The 15,202-nt window shown below is 72.2% G+C and carries 10 protein-coding genes; 8 read left to right on the top strand and 2 right to left on the bottom strand.

The window, feature by feature from the left end; all coding sequences use genetic code 11:
• Positions 1-77: 77 nt before the first annotated feature.
• Complete coding sequence (locus CUC05_RS04540) at positions 78-1,898, top strand: cation:proton antiporter (protein ID WP_108664878.1); 1,821 nt, start codon at positions 78-80, stop codon at positions 1,896-1,898.
• A gap of 104 nt (positions 1,899-2,002) precedes the next feature.
• Entirely contained in the window at positions 2,003-4,138 is a 2,136-nt protein-coding gene (locus CUC05_RS04535) for a molybdopterin oxidoreductase family protein (protein WP_170127915.1), read from the top strand.
• Here CUC05_RS04535 and CUC05_RS04530 read toward each other — a convergent pair.
• Positions 4,114-5,214: a uroporphyrinogen-III synthase gene (locus CUC05_RS04530; RefSeq protein ID WP_170127914.1), complete on the bottom strand. Its 1,101-nt coding sequence runs from the start codon at positions 5,212-5,214 to the stop codon at positions 4,114-4,116. The genes CUC05_RS04535 and CUC05_RS04530 overlap by 25 nt on opposite strands.
• A gap of 241 nt (positions 5,215-5,455) precedes the next feature.
• Between CUC05_RS04530 and nirB the strand changes: the two genes are divergently transcribed.
• The 3 genes from nirB to CUC05_RS04515 all read left to right on the top strand — a co-directional run bounded on the left by nirB (position 5,456) and on the right by CUC05_RS04515 (position 10,058).
• On the top strand, positions 5,456-8,092 hold the full coding sequence (gene nirB / locus CUC05_RS04525) for a nitrite reductase large subunit NirB (RefSeq protein ID WP_108664875.1): 2,637 nt from the start codon (positions 5,456-5,458) through the stop codon (positions 8,090-8,092).
• Positions 8,089-8,475, top strand: a complete 387-nt coding sequence (gene nirD / locus CUC05_RS04520; protein WP_108664874.1) for a nitrite reductase small subunit NirD — start codon at positions 8,089-8,091, stop codon at positions 8,473-8,475. The genes nirB and nirD overlap by 4 nt, the downstream gene beginning before the upstream one ends.
• 62 nt (positions 8,476-8,537) lie before the next feature.
• Entirely contained in the window at positions 8,538-10,058 is a 1,521-nt protein-coding gene (locus CUC05_RS04515) for a NarK family nitrate/nitrite MFS transporter (RefSeq protein ID WP_108664873.1), read from the top strand.
• Positions 10,059-10,094: 36 nt separating this feature from the next.
• On the opposite strand, the gene CUC05_RS04510 is transcribed toward CUC05_RS04515, so the two are convergent.
• Positions 10,095-11,369, bottom strand: coding sequence for an NADH:flavin oxidoreductase/NADH oxidase family protein (locus CUC05_RS04510; RefSeq protein ID WP_108664872.1), 1,275 nt, complete (start codon positions 11,367-11,369; stop codon positions 10,095-10,097).
• Between the two features lie 131 nt (positions 11,370-11,500).
• Here CUC05_RS04510 and CUC05_RS04505 point away from each other — a divergent pair, with 131 nt between their 5' ends.
• The 3 genes from CUC05_RS04505 to CUC05_RS04495 are packed head-to-tail and all read left to right on the top strand — an operon-like array spanning position 11,501 to position 15,089.
• Entirely contained in the window at positions 11,501-13,357 is a 1,857-nt protein-coding gene (locus CUC05_RS04505; RefSeq protein WP_170127913.1) for an ATP-binding protein, read from the top strand.
• On the top strand, positions 13,354-13,905 hold the full coding sequence (locus CUC05_RS04500) for a heme NO-binding domain-containing protein (RefSeq protein ID WP_108664870.1): 552 nt from the start codon (positions 13,354-13,356) through the stop codon (positions 13,903-13,905). The genes CUC05_RS04505 and CUC05_RS04500 overlap by 4 nt, the downstream gene beginning before the upstream one ends.
• On the top strand, positions 13,902-15,089 hold the full coding sequence (locus tag CUC05_RS04495) for a sensor histidine kinase (protein ID WP_108664869.1): 1,188 nt from the start codon (positions 13,902-13,904) through the stop codon (positions 15,087-15,089). Before CUC05_RS04500 ends, CUC05_RS04495 begins: the two co-directional genes overlap by 4 nt.
• Positions 15,090-15,202: the final 113 nt, after the last annotated feature.

Genomic DNA, 15,202 nt, shown 5'->3' with positions numbered 1-15,202 from the left:
TGGGCGTTCCCACCCCTCATCCGGATCTACCGGATTTCGGGTACGGGATCGCGTCGGAGTACCCGCAGGCTCGACATGTGCACCTCGACCTCGTGAACCTGCTGGCCGTGATCGCTGCGGCGTGGACGGCCGGGCGGTTGTGCACGCGGATCGGATACCCAGCCATCCTGGGCGAGCTCCTCGTCGGCATCCTGCTCGGCCCCGCCGCCCTCGGCCTGCTCGCCGGGGACGACGCGCTGATGGTCCTGGCCGAGCTCGGCGTCCTGCTGATGATGACCCTGATCGGCATGGAGATCGACCTCGGCGACCTTCGTCGTGCGTCCTGGCCGGGCCTGCTGGCCGCCATCGGCGGGTTCGTCACCCCGTTCGTCCTCGGCTACCTGGCGGTCATCGCGTTCGGTGGGGACCCGGTCGCCGGCATCTTCGTCGGCCTCGCCGTCGGCGTGACCTCGTTGGCCACCAAGTCACGGATCCTGTCCGACCTCGGGTTGCTGGACACCCGGATGGCGCACGTGATGATGGCCGGGGCCCTGCTCAGCGACACCGCGACCCTGCTGGTCTTCGCCGGGGTGATCGGGTTCGTCGAGGTCGGATCGGTCGACGCCGCGGGCATCGGACGGGTGGGCCTGGAGGCCATCGTCTTCTTCGCCGTCGCCGGCCTGCTCGGTTGGAAGGTCTTCCCGATCATCGGGCGGCTGGTCGGACGGTCCGCCGAGCGCGGTCGCACCGCGACGTTCCTGGTGATCGTCGTCCTCGCCCTGGGGTTCGCCGAGCTCGCCGAGCTGGCCGGGCTGCACGCGATCCTCGGCTCGTTCGTCGCCGGGCTCTTCATCCGCAAGGACACGTTCCACCCGAGGGTCGTGCGCCAGACAGAAGGGGTCCTGCACGACGTCTCGATCGGGTTCCTCGCGCCCATCTTCTTCGTGACCGCCGGCTTCGAGGTGTCCTTCGACGTCTTCCGCACCGACCTGGCGCTCCTGCTGACCATCGTCGGGGTGGCGTTCGCCGGCAAGATCCTCGGCACCGCGCTGTTCTACCTCCCGAGCGGCCGCGGCTGGCGCGAGGGGTTGACGGTCGGCATGGCCATGAACGGCCGGGGCGCGGTGGAGATCGTCGTCGCGGGCATCGGGCTGGAGGCCGGCATCATCACCACCGAGATCTTCTCGATCCTGGTCTTCATGGCGATCTTCACGACCGCCACCGTGCCGCTGCTGCTCAAGTGGGGCGTCGACTGGCTGGCCCGTCGTGGCGAGCTCGAGCGCAGCGGCCAGTCGCGGAAGGGCACGATCCTCGTCGGGGCGGGACCGGTGGCGCGGGCGCTCGCCGCAGAGATGCCGGGGCCGGTGTGCCTCATCGACGTCAACCGCGACCACTGCGACGCGGCCGAGGCCGAGGGGCTCCGGGCGGTCTGCGGGGATGCCCTGGACGAGGACGTCCTGCGACAGGCGGGTGCCGGTGGCGCCCGGACGCTGATCGCGATGACCGCCAACGCCGAGGTCAACGTGCTCGCCGTCCAGCTGGGCCACGAGCTGTTCGCCGTCCCGGAGCTGTCGGTCCTCCTCGGCCGCAGCGCCAGCGACGCCGTCGGGCAGATCCTGTCGATGGTCGGTGCCCGCCCCATGGATCGGACGGCCGCCGAGATCGCGGCGTGGGACCAGCACCTGCGGGAGGGCGTGACGGTTGCCGATGACCTCGAGGTGGCTGCCGGCGACTCGGGCCTGCCGGCGCTGCAGTCCTCCGAGGACGTGCTCCCGCTCGTCGTGACGAGCGAGGACGAGACCCGCCTGTTCCAGGCGGTGGACGACCTGCATCCCGGGGACCGCGTGGCGGTGCTCCGGCGTACCGTCGTCGACGGTGGGGCGTCCACGTCCCCACGGTCCTCGCGCGCCACCACCTGAGCGGGCCGGACGACCCCCTGACCGCGTCGGGCGCGACGACCATGCAACACGTCCGTCACGAGGGCGCCGCGGTGCGGTGATCCCCGAGGCGTGTGATGGCAGGCATGACCATCACCGTGGAGACGCACTGCCCGTACTGCGCCCTCGACTGCGGGCTGAAGCTGCAGGTCGACCGGGGCCGCGTGACGGGGTCGACGAAGTGGAAGGGCTCGCCGCTGTCGAAGGGTGGCCTGTGCACCAAGGGCATCACGGCGTGGCAACAGGTCCACCACGAGGACCGTATCCGCACCCCGCTGGTGCGCTGGGACGGGCGGCTGCGGCCGGCCACGTGGGACGAGGCCCTCGACGCCGCAGCCAACGGGTTCCTGAAGCTGCGCGACCGGTACGGACCCGAGGTGAACGCGGTCCTCGGCGGCGGGTCGCTGACCAACGAGAAGGCCTACCTGCTGGGCAAGCTCGCCCGGTTGGGCCTGCGAACCCCCCACATCGACCCCAACGGTCGGCTGTGCATGACGTCGGCCGGCGCCGCGGCGATGCAGGCCTTCGGCGTCGACCGGGCCATGACCCCGCTGGAGCACCTGCCGAACGCCGACGTGGTCGTGGTCGTCGGCGCCAACCTCCCCGACGCCTTCCCGCTGATCATGCCGCTGGTCACCAGGGCCCGGCGCCGGGGCACCCGGTTCGTCGTCGTCGACCCGCGCGGCTCGAAGCTGGTCAAGGACGACGACATCCACCTTGCGGTTCGTCCCGGCACCGACACGGCCCTGGCCGCCGGGCTGCTTCGCGAGATCGCCGTCCGCGGGGGCGTCGACTGGCGGTTCGTCGCCGAACGCACCACCGGCGCCGACGCCGCGATCGCGGCCACCGAGGGATGGGACCTCGAGCGCACCTCCCTCACCGCCGGGGTCGGCATCACCGACATCGCCCGTGCGGCCAGCTGGATCGCCGGGGCACGCAACGGGATGATCCTGCACGCCCGGGGGGTCGAGCAGCAGGTCAACGGCGTCGAGGGCGTCCTGTCGTGGATCAACATCGCGCTGGCGCGCGGCTGGGCCGGTCGCAAGGGATGCGGTGTCATGCCCATGACCGGCCAGCGCAACGGCCAGGGCGGCCGGGAGCACGGCCAGCGCTGCGACCAGCTGCCCGGCTATCGCTCGATCGACGACCCCGCGCACCGTGCGGTCGTCGCCCAGCGCTGGGGGGTCGCGCCGGAGGACCTGCCGGGACGTGGCCGCACCTACGTCGAGCTGCTCCACGACGCCGAACGGGGCGCCATCAAGGGCATGCTGGTGATGTCGGCCAACCCCGCGGTGTCGGGGCCGAAGGGCGCACGCATCCGCCGCTGCCTGGAGGCGGTCGAGCACATGGTCGTCGTCGACCCGTTCATGTCCGAGACCGCCCGCTACGCCTCGGTCGTCCTGCCCGGCAGCACCTTCGCGGAGGAGGACGGCACCATCACGACCACCGAGGGACGGGTCGTTCGGGTCGACCAGGCCGTCCCGCCGATCGCCGTGCGTGGCGACCTCGATGTCATCCGTGGCCTGGCCCATCGCCTGGGCGTGCGCGACAAGTTCGACTTCCACACCGGCCGAGAGGTGTTCGAGGAGCTCAAGGCCCTGTCGGCGGGTGGGATCGCCGACTACTCCGGCATGGACTGGGACCGGCTTCGCGACACCGGCGGCACCTTCTGGCCAGCGACCCCCGACAACCCCGACGGCACCGAGGTCCTCCACACCGAACGCTTCGGCCACCCCGACGGGCGGGCACGGATGGTTCCCGTCGTGCCGTCGGGGCCGTCCACCCCTCCCGACGACGAGCACCCGCTCGTGCTGACGACCGGCCGCCACCGCGACCACTACCTGTCGGGCAACCAGACCCGTCGCATCCCCGCCCAGGCCGACCGGGCCCCTGCTCCACTTCTGGAGGTCCACCCACGGACCGCCGCGGTCATGCGCTTGGTCGAGGGACAGCCCGTCGAGGTCACCTCACACCAGGCCACCGTCACGTTCGACTGGACGCCCAACGACCGGCTGCGCCGCGACACGGTGTTCGTCGCCTGGCACTGGGAGGGTGTCAACGACCTCACCGACGACGCCCTGGACCCGATCTCGCGCATCGCCGCGGTCAAGCACACGCCCGTCGCCATCCGGCCCGCACCCACCACGGTGACCCCGACCTCGCCGACGACCACCGCCTGGACGTCGGCGCAGGGTGCTCAGCCGGCGCTGACCAGGCGATAGCCGACGCCACGCACGGTCTGGATCCCCACCGACGTGCCGTCGAGCTTGCGGCGCAGCCGTGCGACCTGGTGCTTGACGGTGGCCGGGTCGTCGGGGGCCTCGTGGCCCCATCCCGACACGAGCAGCTCCTCGGTGCGGCACACCCCGCCCGATCGGCGTGACAGCGTGGCCAGCACCAGGTACTCCCGCTTGCCGAGGGAGATCACGATGTCGTCGACCCGAGCTGCCGACGCCGACGGGTCCAGGGTGACGTGTGCCGACCGTTCGTGGGGCTGTCGGGCGATCCAGGACTCCACCTCCCGGACGAGGTCCATCGACCGGTACCGCGTCGGCTGCATCCGCACGAGCAACCCGAGGTCCTCGCACGTGCCGGCCGTCACCGGGCCGACCGCCGCGATGGCGGTCCGCGTGGTCACGACCGACCGCAGTCGGGCCGCGCAGTCGCCCCCGAAGGACTCCGCGACGTCGACGAGGTTGCGAACCGCGCCGGGCGAGGTGAAGGCGATCACGTCGACTTCGCCTGCCAGCAACCGCTCGACCAGGTCGCGGGCACGGTCCATGTCGGTCGGTGGGCCGGTGCGGTACGGCAGCACCGACACGACGTCCATCCCCTTGCCGGCCAGGACGTCGTAGGCCCGGGGGTGCCCGCCGTGCAGCTGCACGGCCACCCCGTCACCGGCGAGGGCGTGCTGGGCCAGCCACCCGGCGACCGTCGCGTCGGTCTCGCGCGGCGCGGTCCAGACCGGCTTGACGCCGGCCCCGGCAAGGCCTCCGGCGGCCTTCGCCCCTCGTGCAAGGCATCGGGTGCGCTGCAGCAGCGCCACGAGCTCGTCGTGGTGGCCGGCGCGTGCGGCGGACTCCAACCAGAACCGCATGCCGACACCCGTGGTCGCCACGATCCACTGGGGCTGCAGGTCGAGGATCAGCTGGGTGTCGACGGCGATCTCGTCGTCGGCGGCCGGATGGTCGCCCGACAGCATCGGCGCGTGCACGACGGTGGCGCCGCGACGGGTGAAGGCGTCTGCCAGCTCCTGGCCTCGACGGGTTCCCGTCACGGCAACAACGATGGATTCCACGAGATGGCCTCCTCGGCGGATGGGCGCCCGGTGTGTCGACGACCTCGATCGGGTCGACCGCTTCATCCTGATCTGCCGCTGTTGGCTCGTGGTCACGCCGGTGTTTCGTCGGCGTGTCGCTCCGGTCGCGAGCCAGCCGTCCCGCCACAACGATCTCGTCGGTGGTGCGCGACGCCCGCGAAACCTGCGGGACACACGGGGCCGGGGACGCCCGAAACACCGCTCCCCCACCGTGCACCCCATGCAGCACACCGACACCGTGACACCTCCCGCACCGGCTCGAGCCGGGCGGCGTTCCGTCGTGGTCGCCGGCAACGGCATGGTCGGCGAGCGGTTCCTCGCCGAGCTCGCCCGCACCGGTCTGCTCGACCACATCGACCTCGCCGTCATCGGCGAGGAGCACCTGCCCGCCTACGACCGCGTGCACCTGTCGGCGTACGTCGAGGGAGCGACCGCCGACGAGCTCTCGATGGCTGACCCGGCGATCCGCGCACGTCCCAACGTCACCGAGCTCCTGGGACGCAGGGTCGACGCCATCGACCGCGACGCCCGCACCGTCACCCTCGACGACGGCCGCTCGCTCGGCTACGACGACCTCGTCCTCGCCACCGGGTCCCGCCCGTTCGTGCCGCCCATCCCCGGCCACGACCTGCCCGGCTGCCACGTCTACCGGACCATCGCCGACCTCGACGGCATCACCGCCGACGCGACGCACGCCTCCAGGGGGGTCGTCATCGGCGGCGGCCTGCTCGGCCTGGAAGCCGCCAACGCCCTGCGCCTGCTCGGCCTGGAGGTCACGGTGATCGAGTTCGCGCCCCGGCTGATGCCCCGACAGCTGGACCAGCCGGCCTCCGACGCCCTGCGGGCCCGGGTCGAGGCGCTGGGGCTGACCGTGCGCACCGACACGGCGACCGCGGCGTTCCGCCCCGGCGACGACGGGCGTGTCGCGCGGCTGGAGTTCACCGACGGCAGCGTGCTCGACACCGACATGGTCGTCTTCTCCGCCGGCATCCGGGCCCGCGACGAGCTGGCCCGCGCCGCCGGGCTGGACGTCGGCGAACGCGGCGGCGTCGCCGTCGGTCCGACCCTGACCTCCTCCGACCCCCACGTGCACGCCATCGGCGAGTGCGCGTCGGTCGACGGGGTCGTCCACGGCCTGGTCGGCCCGGGCTACACCATGGCCAGGGTCCTCGCGGAACGACTGGGAGGTGGTGACGTCACGTTCCGTGGCGCCGACCCGTCCACGCAGCTCAAGCTGCTCGGGGTCGACGTCGCCAGCTTCGGCGACGCGATGGCCGACACCGACGGCGCGCGCGTCGTGGTGTGGGACGACCCCGTCGGTCACGTCCACCGCAAGCTGGTGGTCTCCGCCGACGGGACGACCCTGCTGGGCGGCATCCTCGTCGGCGACGCGTCGGGCTACGACCGCCTGCTGCGGCTGACCCTGTCGGGGCGCCCCGTCGATGTCCCCCTCGCAGTCCTGGCTGCCCCGACGATGGAGGACGCCGGCACCACCGCCGGTGAGCTCCACGACGACGACCTGGTGTGCACCTGCAACACCGTCACCAAGGGGCAGCTCTGCACGGCCATCCGGGGCGACGGTGACCGGCCGGGCCTGCACACGATGCCCGAGCTCGCGGCCGCCACCAACGCCGGCACCGGCTGCGGCAGCTGCACCGCCCTGTGCAAGCGCATCCTCGACACCGAGATGGCGGCGGCGGGCCTGGAGGTCGACACCGCCCTGTGTGCGCACTTCCCCCAGACACGCCAGGAGCTCTACGAGATCGTCCGGGTCGCTGGCTTCCGCACCTTCGCGGAGGTGCTGGCCCACTCCGGGACCGGCACCGGGTGTGCGACCTGCAAGCCGACGATCGCCTCGATCCTTGCCACGATCACCAACGAGTACGTCCTCGACCCCTCGCACGCCCCGCTGCAGGACACCAACGACCGGTTCCTCGCCAACATCCAGAAGGACGGCACCTACTCAGTCATCCCCCGGGTACCCGGCGGCGAGATCACCCCCGACAAGCTGATGGTCATCGCCGGGGTCGCCAAGGAGTTCGACCTGTACACCAAGATCACCGGTGGCCAGCGGATCGACCTGCTCGGCGCACGCCTGGAGCAGCTTCCCTCCATCTGGCGACGGCTCGTCGACGCCGGCTTCGAGTCCGGCCATGCCTACGGCAAGGCCCTGCGAACGGTGAAGTCCTGCGTCGGCCGGACGTGGTGCCGCTACGGGGTGCAGGACTCCACGACCCTCGCCATCGAGCTGGAGGAGCGGTACCGGGGACTGCGGTCGCCCCACAAGATCAAGATGGCGGTCTCCGGCTGCTCACGAGAGTGCGCCGAGGCCCGGGGCAAGGACGTCGGGGTCATCGCCACCGAGAACGGCTGGAACCTCTACGTCTGCGGCAACGGCGGCATGACGCCGCAGCACGCCGTGCTGCTGGCCACCGACCTGTCGACGGCGGACCTGGTCCGCACCATCGACCGCTTCCTCGCCTACTACGTCCGCACCGCCGACCGGCTGGAACGGACCGCCACGTGGCTCAACCGCATCGACGGCGGCATCGCGCACGTTCGGGCGGTCGTGGTCGACGACTCCCTCGGGCTGGCCGAGGAGCTGGAGTCGCACATGGCCCATCACGTCGCCACCTACGCCTGCGAGTGGAAGGCCACGCTCGAGGATCCGGCGCGGCTGGCGATGTTCGCCAGCTACGTCGACGGCGACGGCCCCGACACCGACCTGGCCTGGGTCCGCGAACGCGACCAACGACGACCGGCCACCGCCGAGGAGCGACGGCTGCTGCCCGTCGTGGACCTCGTCGGCGCGCAGGCCGTCGCCCACCGCACCCTCGACGAAGGAGCGATCCGATGAGTCCAGACCTGCTCGTCCCGGACCGACCGGCCCTCGACACGGTGGCCCGGGGGTGGGCCGAGGTGTGCCCCCTCGACCGGATCATCCCCGACACTGGCGTGGCCGTGCGCATCGACGGCCACCCCGTGGCGGTGTTCCGGCTCCGCGATCGCGACGGCGTGGACCGGGTGCTGGCCGTCGACCACGTCGATCCCTTCACCGACGTCGCCGTCCTGGCCCGCGGCATCGTCGGCGACGTCGAGGGTGAGCCGATCGTCGCCTCGCCCCTGCACAAGCAGCGGTTCTCCCTGCTCGACGGACGGTGCCTGGACGACCCCGACGTCGCGCTGACCACGTACGTGACCCGGATCGTCGACGGCGTCGTGCTGGTCGCTCGTCCCTGACTCCTTCGTCCGCCCCTCCCCTCACCCCGTATCCCCTTCATCCACACGAGGAGTAGCTCGCCATGCCCCAACATCCCGCTTCATCGGTACCGACCCGTGCTCGTCTGGCGGCCCTGCTGTCGTTCAGCGGTCGCTACCGGGTCCTCCACCTCACCTGGTTCGCGTTCTTCCTGTCCTTCGTCGTCTGGTTCAACTTCGCGCCGTTCTCCGCCACGATCGGCGAGGAGCTGGGCCTGTCCCGTGAACAGCTGATCACCATCGGCCTGTGCAACGTGGCGCTCACCGTCCCCGCTCGCGTGCTGATCGGCATGGCGCTGGACCGGTGGGGGCCCCGCCGGGTGTACGCCTCGATCCTCGTGTACGCCGCGTTCCCCTGCACCCTGTTCGCGATGGCGACGTCGTTCCCGATGCTCGTCGCCAGCCGGCTGGCCCTGTCGATCGTCGGCGCCGGGTTCGTCGTCGGGATCCGCATGGTCAGCGAGTGGTTCCCCCCACGGGAGATGGGGACCGCCGAGGGGGTGTACGGCGGATGGGGGAACTTCGGGTCGGCCGCCGCAGCGCTGGTGCTGCCGACCGTCGCTGTCGCCGCGGCTGGCCTTGGCGGTTGGCGACTCGCCGTCGGCACCACCGGCGTGCTCGCAGGCCTCTACGGCCTGTACTACCTGGCCGCGGTGACCGACACGCCCGACGGGGTGGCGTTCGCCCGGCCACGCCGACAGGGCGCGCTGGAGGTCACGAGCCGCGCCGCCGTGTTCGGCCTGCTTGCCCTCAACGTCCCGCTGGTGGGCATCCTCGGCCTCGTCGCCTGGCGGCTGATGCGCGTCGGGTTCCTGTCGACACCGGCCTTCGCCGTCGTCCTCGTCGTGCTGGCCGTGGCGCTGGCTGCCCAGTCCCGCAGCATCGTCGAGGTCAACGCGCCAGCGCTCGCCGGGGAGTACGACCCCGCCGACCGCTACCCCTTCCGGTCGGTGGCGGTGCTGTCGCTGGCGTACGCCGTGACGTTCGGGTCGGAGCTGGCCGTCGTGTCGATGCTGCCGACCTTCTTCGGCGACACCTTCGGGCTGTCGGCGGTGGCGGCGGGAGCGACCGCATCGGCGTTCGCGTTCATGAATTTGGCGGCCCGGCCCATCGGGGGGCTGCTCAGCGACGTGATGGGCAGCCGGACGCGGACCCTCCGGGTGATCCTCCTGGGCCTGTCGGCCGGCTACACCCTGATGGCGCTGGTCGGTGCCGCCTGGCCCGTCGCCGCCGCGGTCGCCGCCGCGATGTTCTGCAGCTTCTTCGTCCAGGCAGGTGAGGGGGCCACGTACGCGATCGTGCCGCTCGTCAAGAAGCGGGTCTCGGGGCAGATCTCCGGCATCGTCGGGGCCTACGGCAACGTCGGGGCGTTGGTGTTCCTCACCCTGCTGCTGTTCGCCGGCCCGACGGTGTTCTTCCTCACCATCGGGGCGTCGGCCGTCGTCGCGGCGGCAGCCGGCCGCTTCCTGGTCGAGCCGACCGGCAGCTTCGACGACGTGCACGCCGACGTCGTGACCGCACGGGTGGACGTGACGGACGGCACGCCGGCCCCTGCCGTGGCCTGACGCCCGGGCGTGCGACCGAATCGGCTGGCCCGTTGGTCAGGCGGTCCGGGCCAGCCGTCGACGGCGGGGACCCTCGGTCAGGCCACGCACGATCTCGCCGACCACGTAGCGGCCGGCGGCGAGCACGTGGTTGAGGGAGGGGTCGACGTCCTCGCCGTCCCCCATGCGGCCGATCTGCGCCTCGTACCACTCCGACTCGCCAGCGGCGGTGATCAGGGGCGGCGGGCTGTAGGACGGCAGCTCGATCCCGTCGGCCGCGCCGTCCAGCAGCTTCGTCGGCAGCTCCGGGTCGACGGCCAGCGGACGACCCAGCCCGACGGCGTCCACCGCACCGGACTCGACGAGTGACTCCATGGCCTCCCGTGTCCGCAGGCCGCCGGTCAGCAACAGCGGCATGTCCCCGGCGACAGTCCTGGCACGGCGGGCGAACCCGGCGAAGTAGGCCTCCTTGAACGCGCGGGTGCCCTCCTCCGCCTGCTCGACACGGGACTCCTGCACCCCCGACATGTCCGCCAGCCCGAACATCTCCGGTGACTCGTAGGTCCCGCCGGAGATCTCCAGCAGGTCGACGTCCTCCGCGGCGAGCAGGCTGACCACCTCGGCGGCGTCGTCCTCGCTGAACCCGCCGTGGCGGAAGTCGGAGCTGTTGAGCTTCACCCCGACGGAGAACCCGTCACCGGCCGCCTCGTGGCACGCCCGGACCACCTCGAGCAGCAGCTTCGCCCGGCCCGCCAGGTCGCCTCCCCACTCGTCGGTGCGGCGGTTGGTGTGGGGCGACAGGAACTGCGCCAGAAGGTAGCCGTGCGCCGCGTGGACCTGCACGCCATCCATCCCGGCCTCGCGACACCGCCGCGCGGACGCCGCGAACGCCGCAACGACCTCGCCGATCTCGGCCGCGGTCAGCGCCCGTGGCCTGGCGAAGGAGCCGAGCAGCGCCACTGCCTCGACCTCGCTGGGCGCGACCGGCCGGGTGGTGATGTACCGCGTGCACTGACGGCCGGGGTGCCCGAGCTGGGCAACGAGCGGCACGTCGCCGGTGGCCGCGACGACCCGTCGCAGGGCGTCGACGTCGAGGTGGGCGTCGGCGACGATGTTGCGGCTGCGTTCCAGATAGCGCCGGTCGACCATGAGGTTGCCGGTGACCAGCATGCCGGCGCCGCCCTCGGCCCAGCGCCGGTAGACCCGCTCGTGGCGCACCGTCGGCTGGTTCCGCCGGTCGGCGAGGTTCTCCGTCATCGGGGCCTTGACGATGCGGTTCGGCAGGGTCAGGCCGCTGGGCAGCACGAGCGGCTTGGCGAGGACGGAGGACACGGTGGACAACCTTCCGGGGAGTGACGACTGAGCAAGTTAACAGTGTTCACCTAACCTGTCGACCGCCGGTCGGCCGATCGTTCGCCCAACGTCCCCCCGTCCAACCGAGTCCACGAGGTAGACCAGCACTCGTGGATCTCGACCCGCTCGTCATCGTTGGTGCCGCTCCGGTGCCCTGGTGCCTCGTCGACGCCGACGGCCGGATCCTGCGCGCCAACGGCGCCATGGAGCACCTGTGCGACTGTCCTGCCGAGCAGCTCGAGGGACGACCCGTCGGCGAGCTGGTCCCCGAGGTCGACCAGCGGCGGCTGGACGAGCCGGGTCCCGGACCCGAACCATGGGTGGTCACCGGACGGCTGCTGGTCGGAGGTCGACGGCCCCACGTGACGGTCACCGGTGCGCCGGTCCCCACCGACGACGACCAGCGGGTGACGATCCTCGTCCTCGCGGACGTCAGCGATCTGGTCCGGGCGACCACCGAGGTCGACCAGCTGCGACGGGCTGCGCTCGACCTTGCCGACCAGCGGATCGCGATGGTGGCCACCATCGCCCACGAGCTGCGTTCCCCGCTGCACGCCATCACGGGCTGGACCGAGATGCTGGCCGGCACCAGCCTGGACCCCGACCAGCGCGACCTGCTCGACAGCCTCGACACCGCCGTGCATCGCCTGCGTCAGACCGTCGACGAGTTCCTCGAGATCTCCCGGCTGGATGCCGGTGAAGTGCCGCTCCGGCCGACCGTCCTCGCCATCAGGGAGCTCGTGGACGGGATCGTGGCGCGTCACCGACAGCGTGCGGCCGAGCGCGGGACCGACCTGCTGGTCCACGTCGATGAGTCCGTCCCGGCGACGGTCCACGTGGACGGCTACCGGCTGGACCAGATCCTGACCAACCTGGTGGCCAACGCCGTCACCCATGGGGCCGGTGGCCCTGTGGAGATCAGCGTCGACGCGGTGGAGGCCACCGTGCGCGTGGTCGTCCGCGATCATGGCAAGGGCGTGCCGGAGGCGTACCGCGACCGGGTCTTCGAGCCCTTCGTCAGGGCACCCGGGGCAGCTGCGGGGGGCACCGGGTTGGGGCTGCCCCTGGTGCGATCGTTGGCGGCGCGGCTGGGCGGCGACATCCGCCTGGAGTCCCCGACGAACGGCGGGGCACGCTTCGTGCTGACCCTCCCGCTGCTGTCGACGACATCGGCGACCGAGGTGGTGGACCAACCGTCCCGGCCCGGCACGGAGCCGACCACGTCCGCCACCGTCCTCGTGGTGGAGGACAACGAGATGATCCAGCTGCTGTCGGCGCAGCAGCTGCGCAGCCTCGGCCACTCCCCCGTCGTGGTCGGCACCGGAGCCGAGGCGCTGCACGCGCTGGTGGACCGGCGCCTCGAGGTCGACCTCGTGCTGATGGACTGGCAGCTGCCGGACCTCCCGGGCACGGAGGTGTGCCGCCGGTTCCGGGAGGCCGAACGACAGCAGGGGCGAGCGCGGACCCCGGTCGTCGCGTTGACGGCCAACGTCATGCCGGACACGCGTGCCGCCTGCCTGGCCGCCGGCATGGACGACTTCCTCCCCAAGCCGGTATCGGCGGCGGCCCTCGGCACGACGGTCGGCCGCTGGACCGCCGACGGTGCGGGCCCGGCGGACGTGCTGCCCGACGTCGACGTGTCCCGACTGTTCGCCCTCGGGGCCGGCAGCGCGGCCGTCGACGAGGTCATCCGCACCGCACGGGGCCAGCTCGCGCTCCTGGGCGACGACCTCCACTTGCTGGGCGCCGCCGGGACCGACCCCGCGCGCCTGCTGCACGGACACCGCATCGCCTGCGAGATGCTCGGCCTGGCCCGCCTGGCCGACACCCTGCGCGCCATCATCGACGGGGGGGCTCGCGACGAGGGTCTGCATCGGCGGGCGACGGCCGACATCGACCGGGCCACGCAACGCATCGACAGCCTCGTGCAGACCACCACCCGTTCGACATCCGGGAGCATCCCATGAAGGGCATCATCTTCAACATCGCCGAGCGGGTCGTCACCGACCGCTGGGGCGCCGAGACATGGGACCTCCTGCTGGATCGCGCCGGCCTGGTCGGCGCCTACTCCGCCCTGGGCACCTACCCCGACGAGCAGCTCGTGGCGATCGTGGAGGCCGCCGCCGACGCCCTCGAGGTCTCGGTCGCCGACGTGCTGCGGGTCGTCGGCAGGGACGGGTTCGTCCACCTGGCGGGGCGGTACCCCGACATCACCGCCCGGTTCACCTCGGCACGCGAGGTCCTGCTCGACCTCGACGGCGTCATCCACCCACAGGTCAAGGCGCTGAACCCCGAGGCGATCGTGCCCGAGTTCGAGGCGGCGCGGGACGGTGACACCGTCGTCCTGCGGTACACCTCGCGCCGCGGGCTGTGCCATCTCGCCGAGGGGCTGGCCGCCGGTGCCGCCGACACCCACGGGGAGACCGTCACCATCACCCAGCCGTCGTGCCGGCTGGTCGGGGACGATGCGTGCATCCTGCACATCACGTTCATCACCCCGGACGGCGACGGATGACCGACGCCGAGACCTACCGGCGGCGCTGGGAACGCGAACGCCTCGCTCGCGAGGAAGCCGAGACCATCGCCGAACGGGCGCTGGCCGACCTCTACGACGCGAACCAAGCGCTCGACGCACGTGTTCGGGAGCAGACCCGCGACCTGACCCGGGCACTCGAGGAGGCACGCCGCGCCGGTGCGGCGCGCGACGAGTTCCTGCACCAGCTCGCCCACCGCACCGGCAGCCCGATGCACATCGTGCAGGGCTTCGTCGAGCTGGTCGCCGCCGAGGTCGGGCCGGGCCGGCTGGCCTCGGCAGCGGCCGCGGCCGTGTCGGCCACCCGGCGCCTCGGCCGTGGGTTCGAGGGGATGCTGGAGCTGTCGCAGGTCGTCGCCGGCGGGTTCGACCCGCAGCCGTCCACGTTCCGCGCGACGGACTGGACCGGCAATGTCCTGCGGCGCTGGCTGCCCGAGGTGGCCGCGGCCGGACGCACCATGGCCGTGGACCCGGGCGCGGACCCGACGGGGACGATCGAGGTGGACGTCCACCGGCTCGACCAGATCATCGACCCCCTGGTCGACAACGCCATCCACCACGGTCGCGGGAGGATCACCGTCGGCGTGCGCGTGGACGACGACCGGTTGCACATCAGCGTCGCCGACGAGGGCGAGGGTCCCACCGCGGACGTCGCGGACCGGATGTTCGTGCCGTTCTGGTCCTCCACCGACGACGGCTTCGGCGTCGGGCTCAGCCTCGCGCTGGTGATCGCCGAGGGCCTCGGCGGCCACCTGCACCTCGATCCAGCCACCACCCACACCTGCCTGCACGCGGTCCTCCCCATCCATCGCCCGGCGCCGTCCGATCCGGGGCGGCTCGCCTCGGTGGACATGGACGTGCTGCACACCCTGGTGCGCGAGCTGCCGGTGGAGGGACTGGCCCGACGCCTGGTCGAGGCATGGGTCGGGGGGATCGAGGAACGTCGCGCGTCCCTGACGTCGGGTGAGCCAACGGCGATCACCAGCGCCGCCCACGCGCTGATCTCCGGCGCACGACAGCTCGGCCTCCGGGACCTCGCCGACGTGGCGGCCGAGGTCGAGCACGGCGCCGTCGATCGCATCCCCCTCCTGCTGGCCGCGCTCGACCATGCGCCCACGTCGCTCGAGGCCGCGCTGGCGGAGCTGGAGACGGCACCGCCGGGCTGAGGCACGGGGGCCGAGGCGTTACCACGACCGGGCCCGCAGGCGCCGCGAGGAAACCTTGAGGTTCGCGCCAGCGAACGGTGAGCTGCGGGCCGGCCGCACCTGAGGGTGGACGG

This window comes from Euzebya rosea, assembly GCF_003073135.1.
GTDB classification, from domain to species: domain Bacteria; phylum Actinomycetota; class Nitriliruptoria; order Euzebyales; family Euzebyaceae; genus Euzebya; species Euzebya rosea.
The sequence above is the reverse complement of the archived record's forward strand: the minus strand, read 5'-3'. Positions and strand labels throughout refer to the sequence as shown.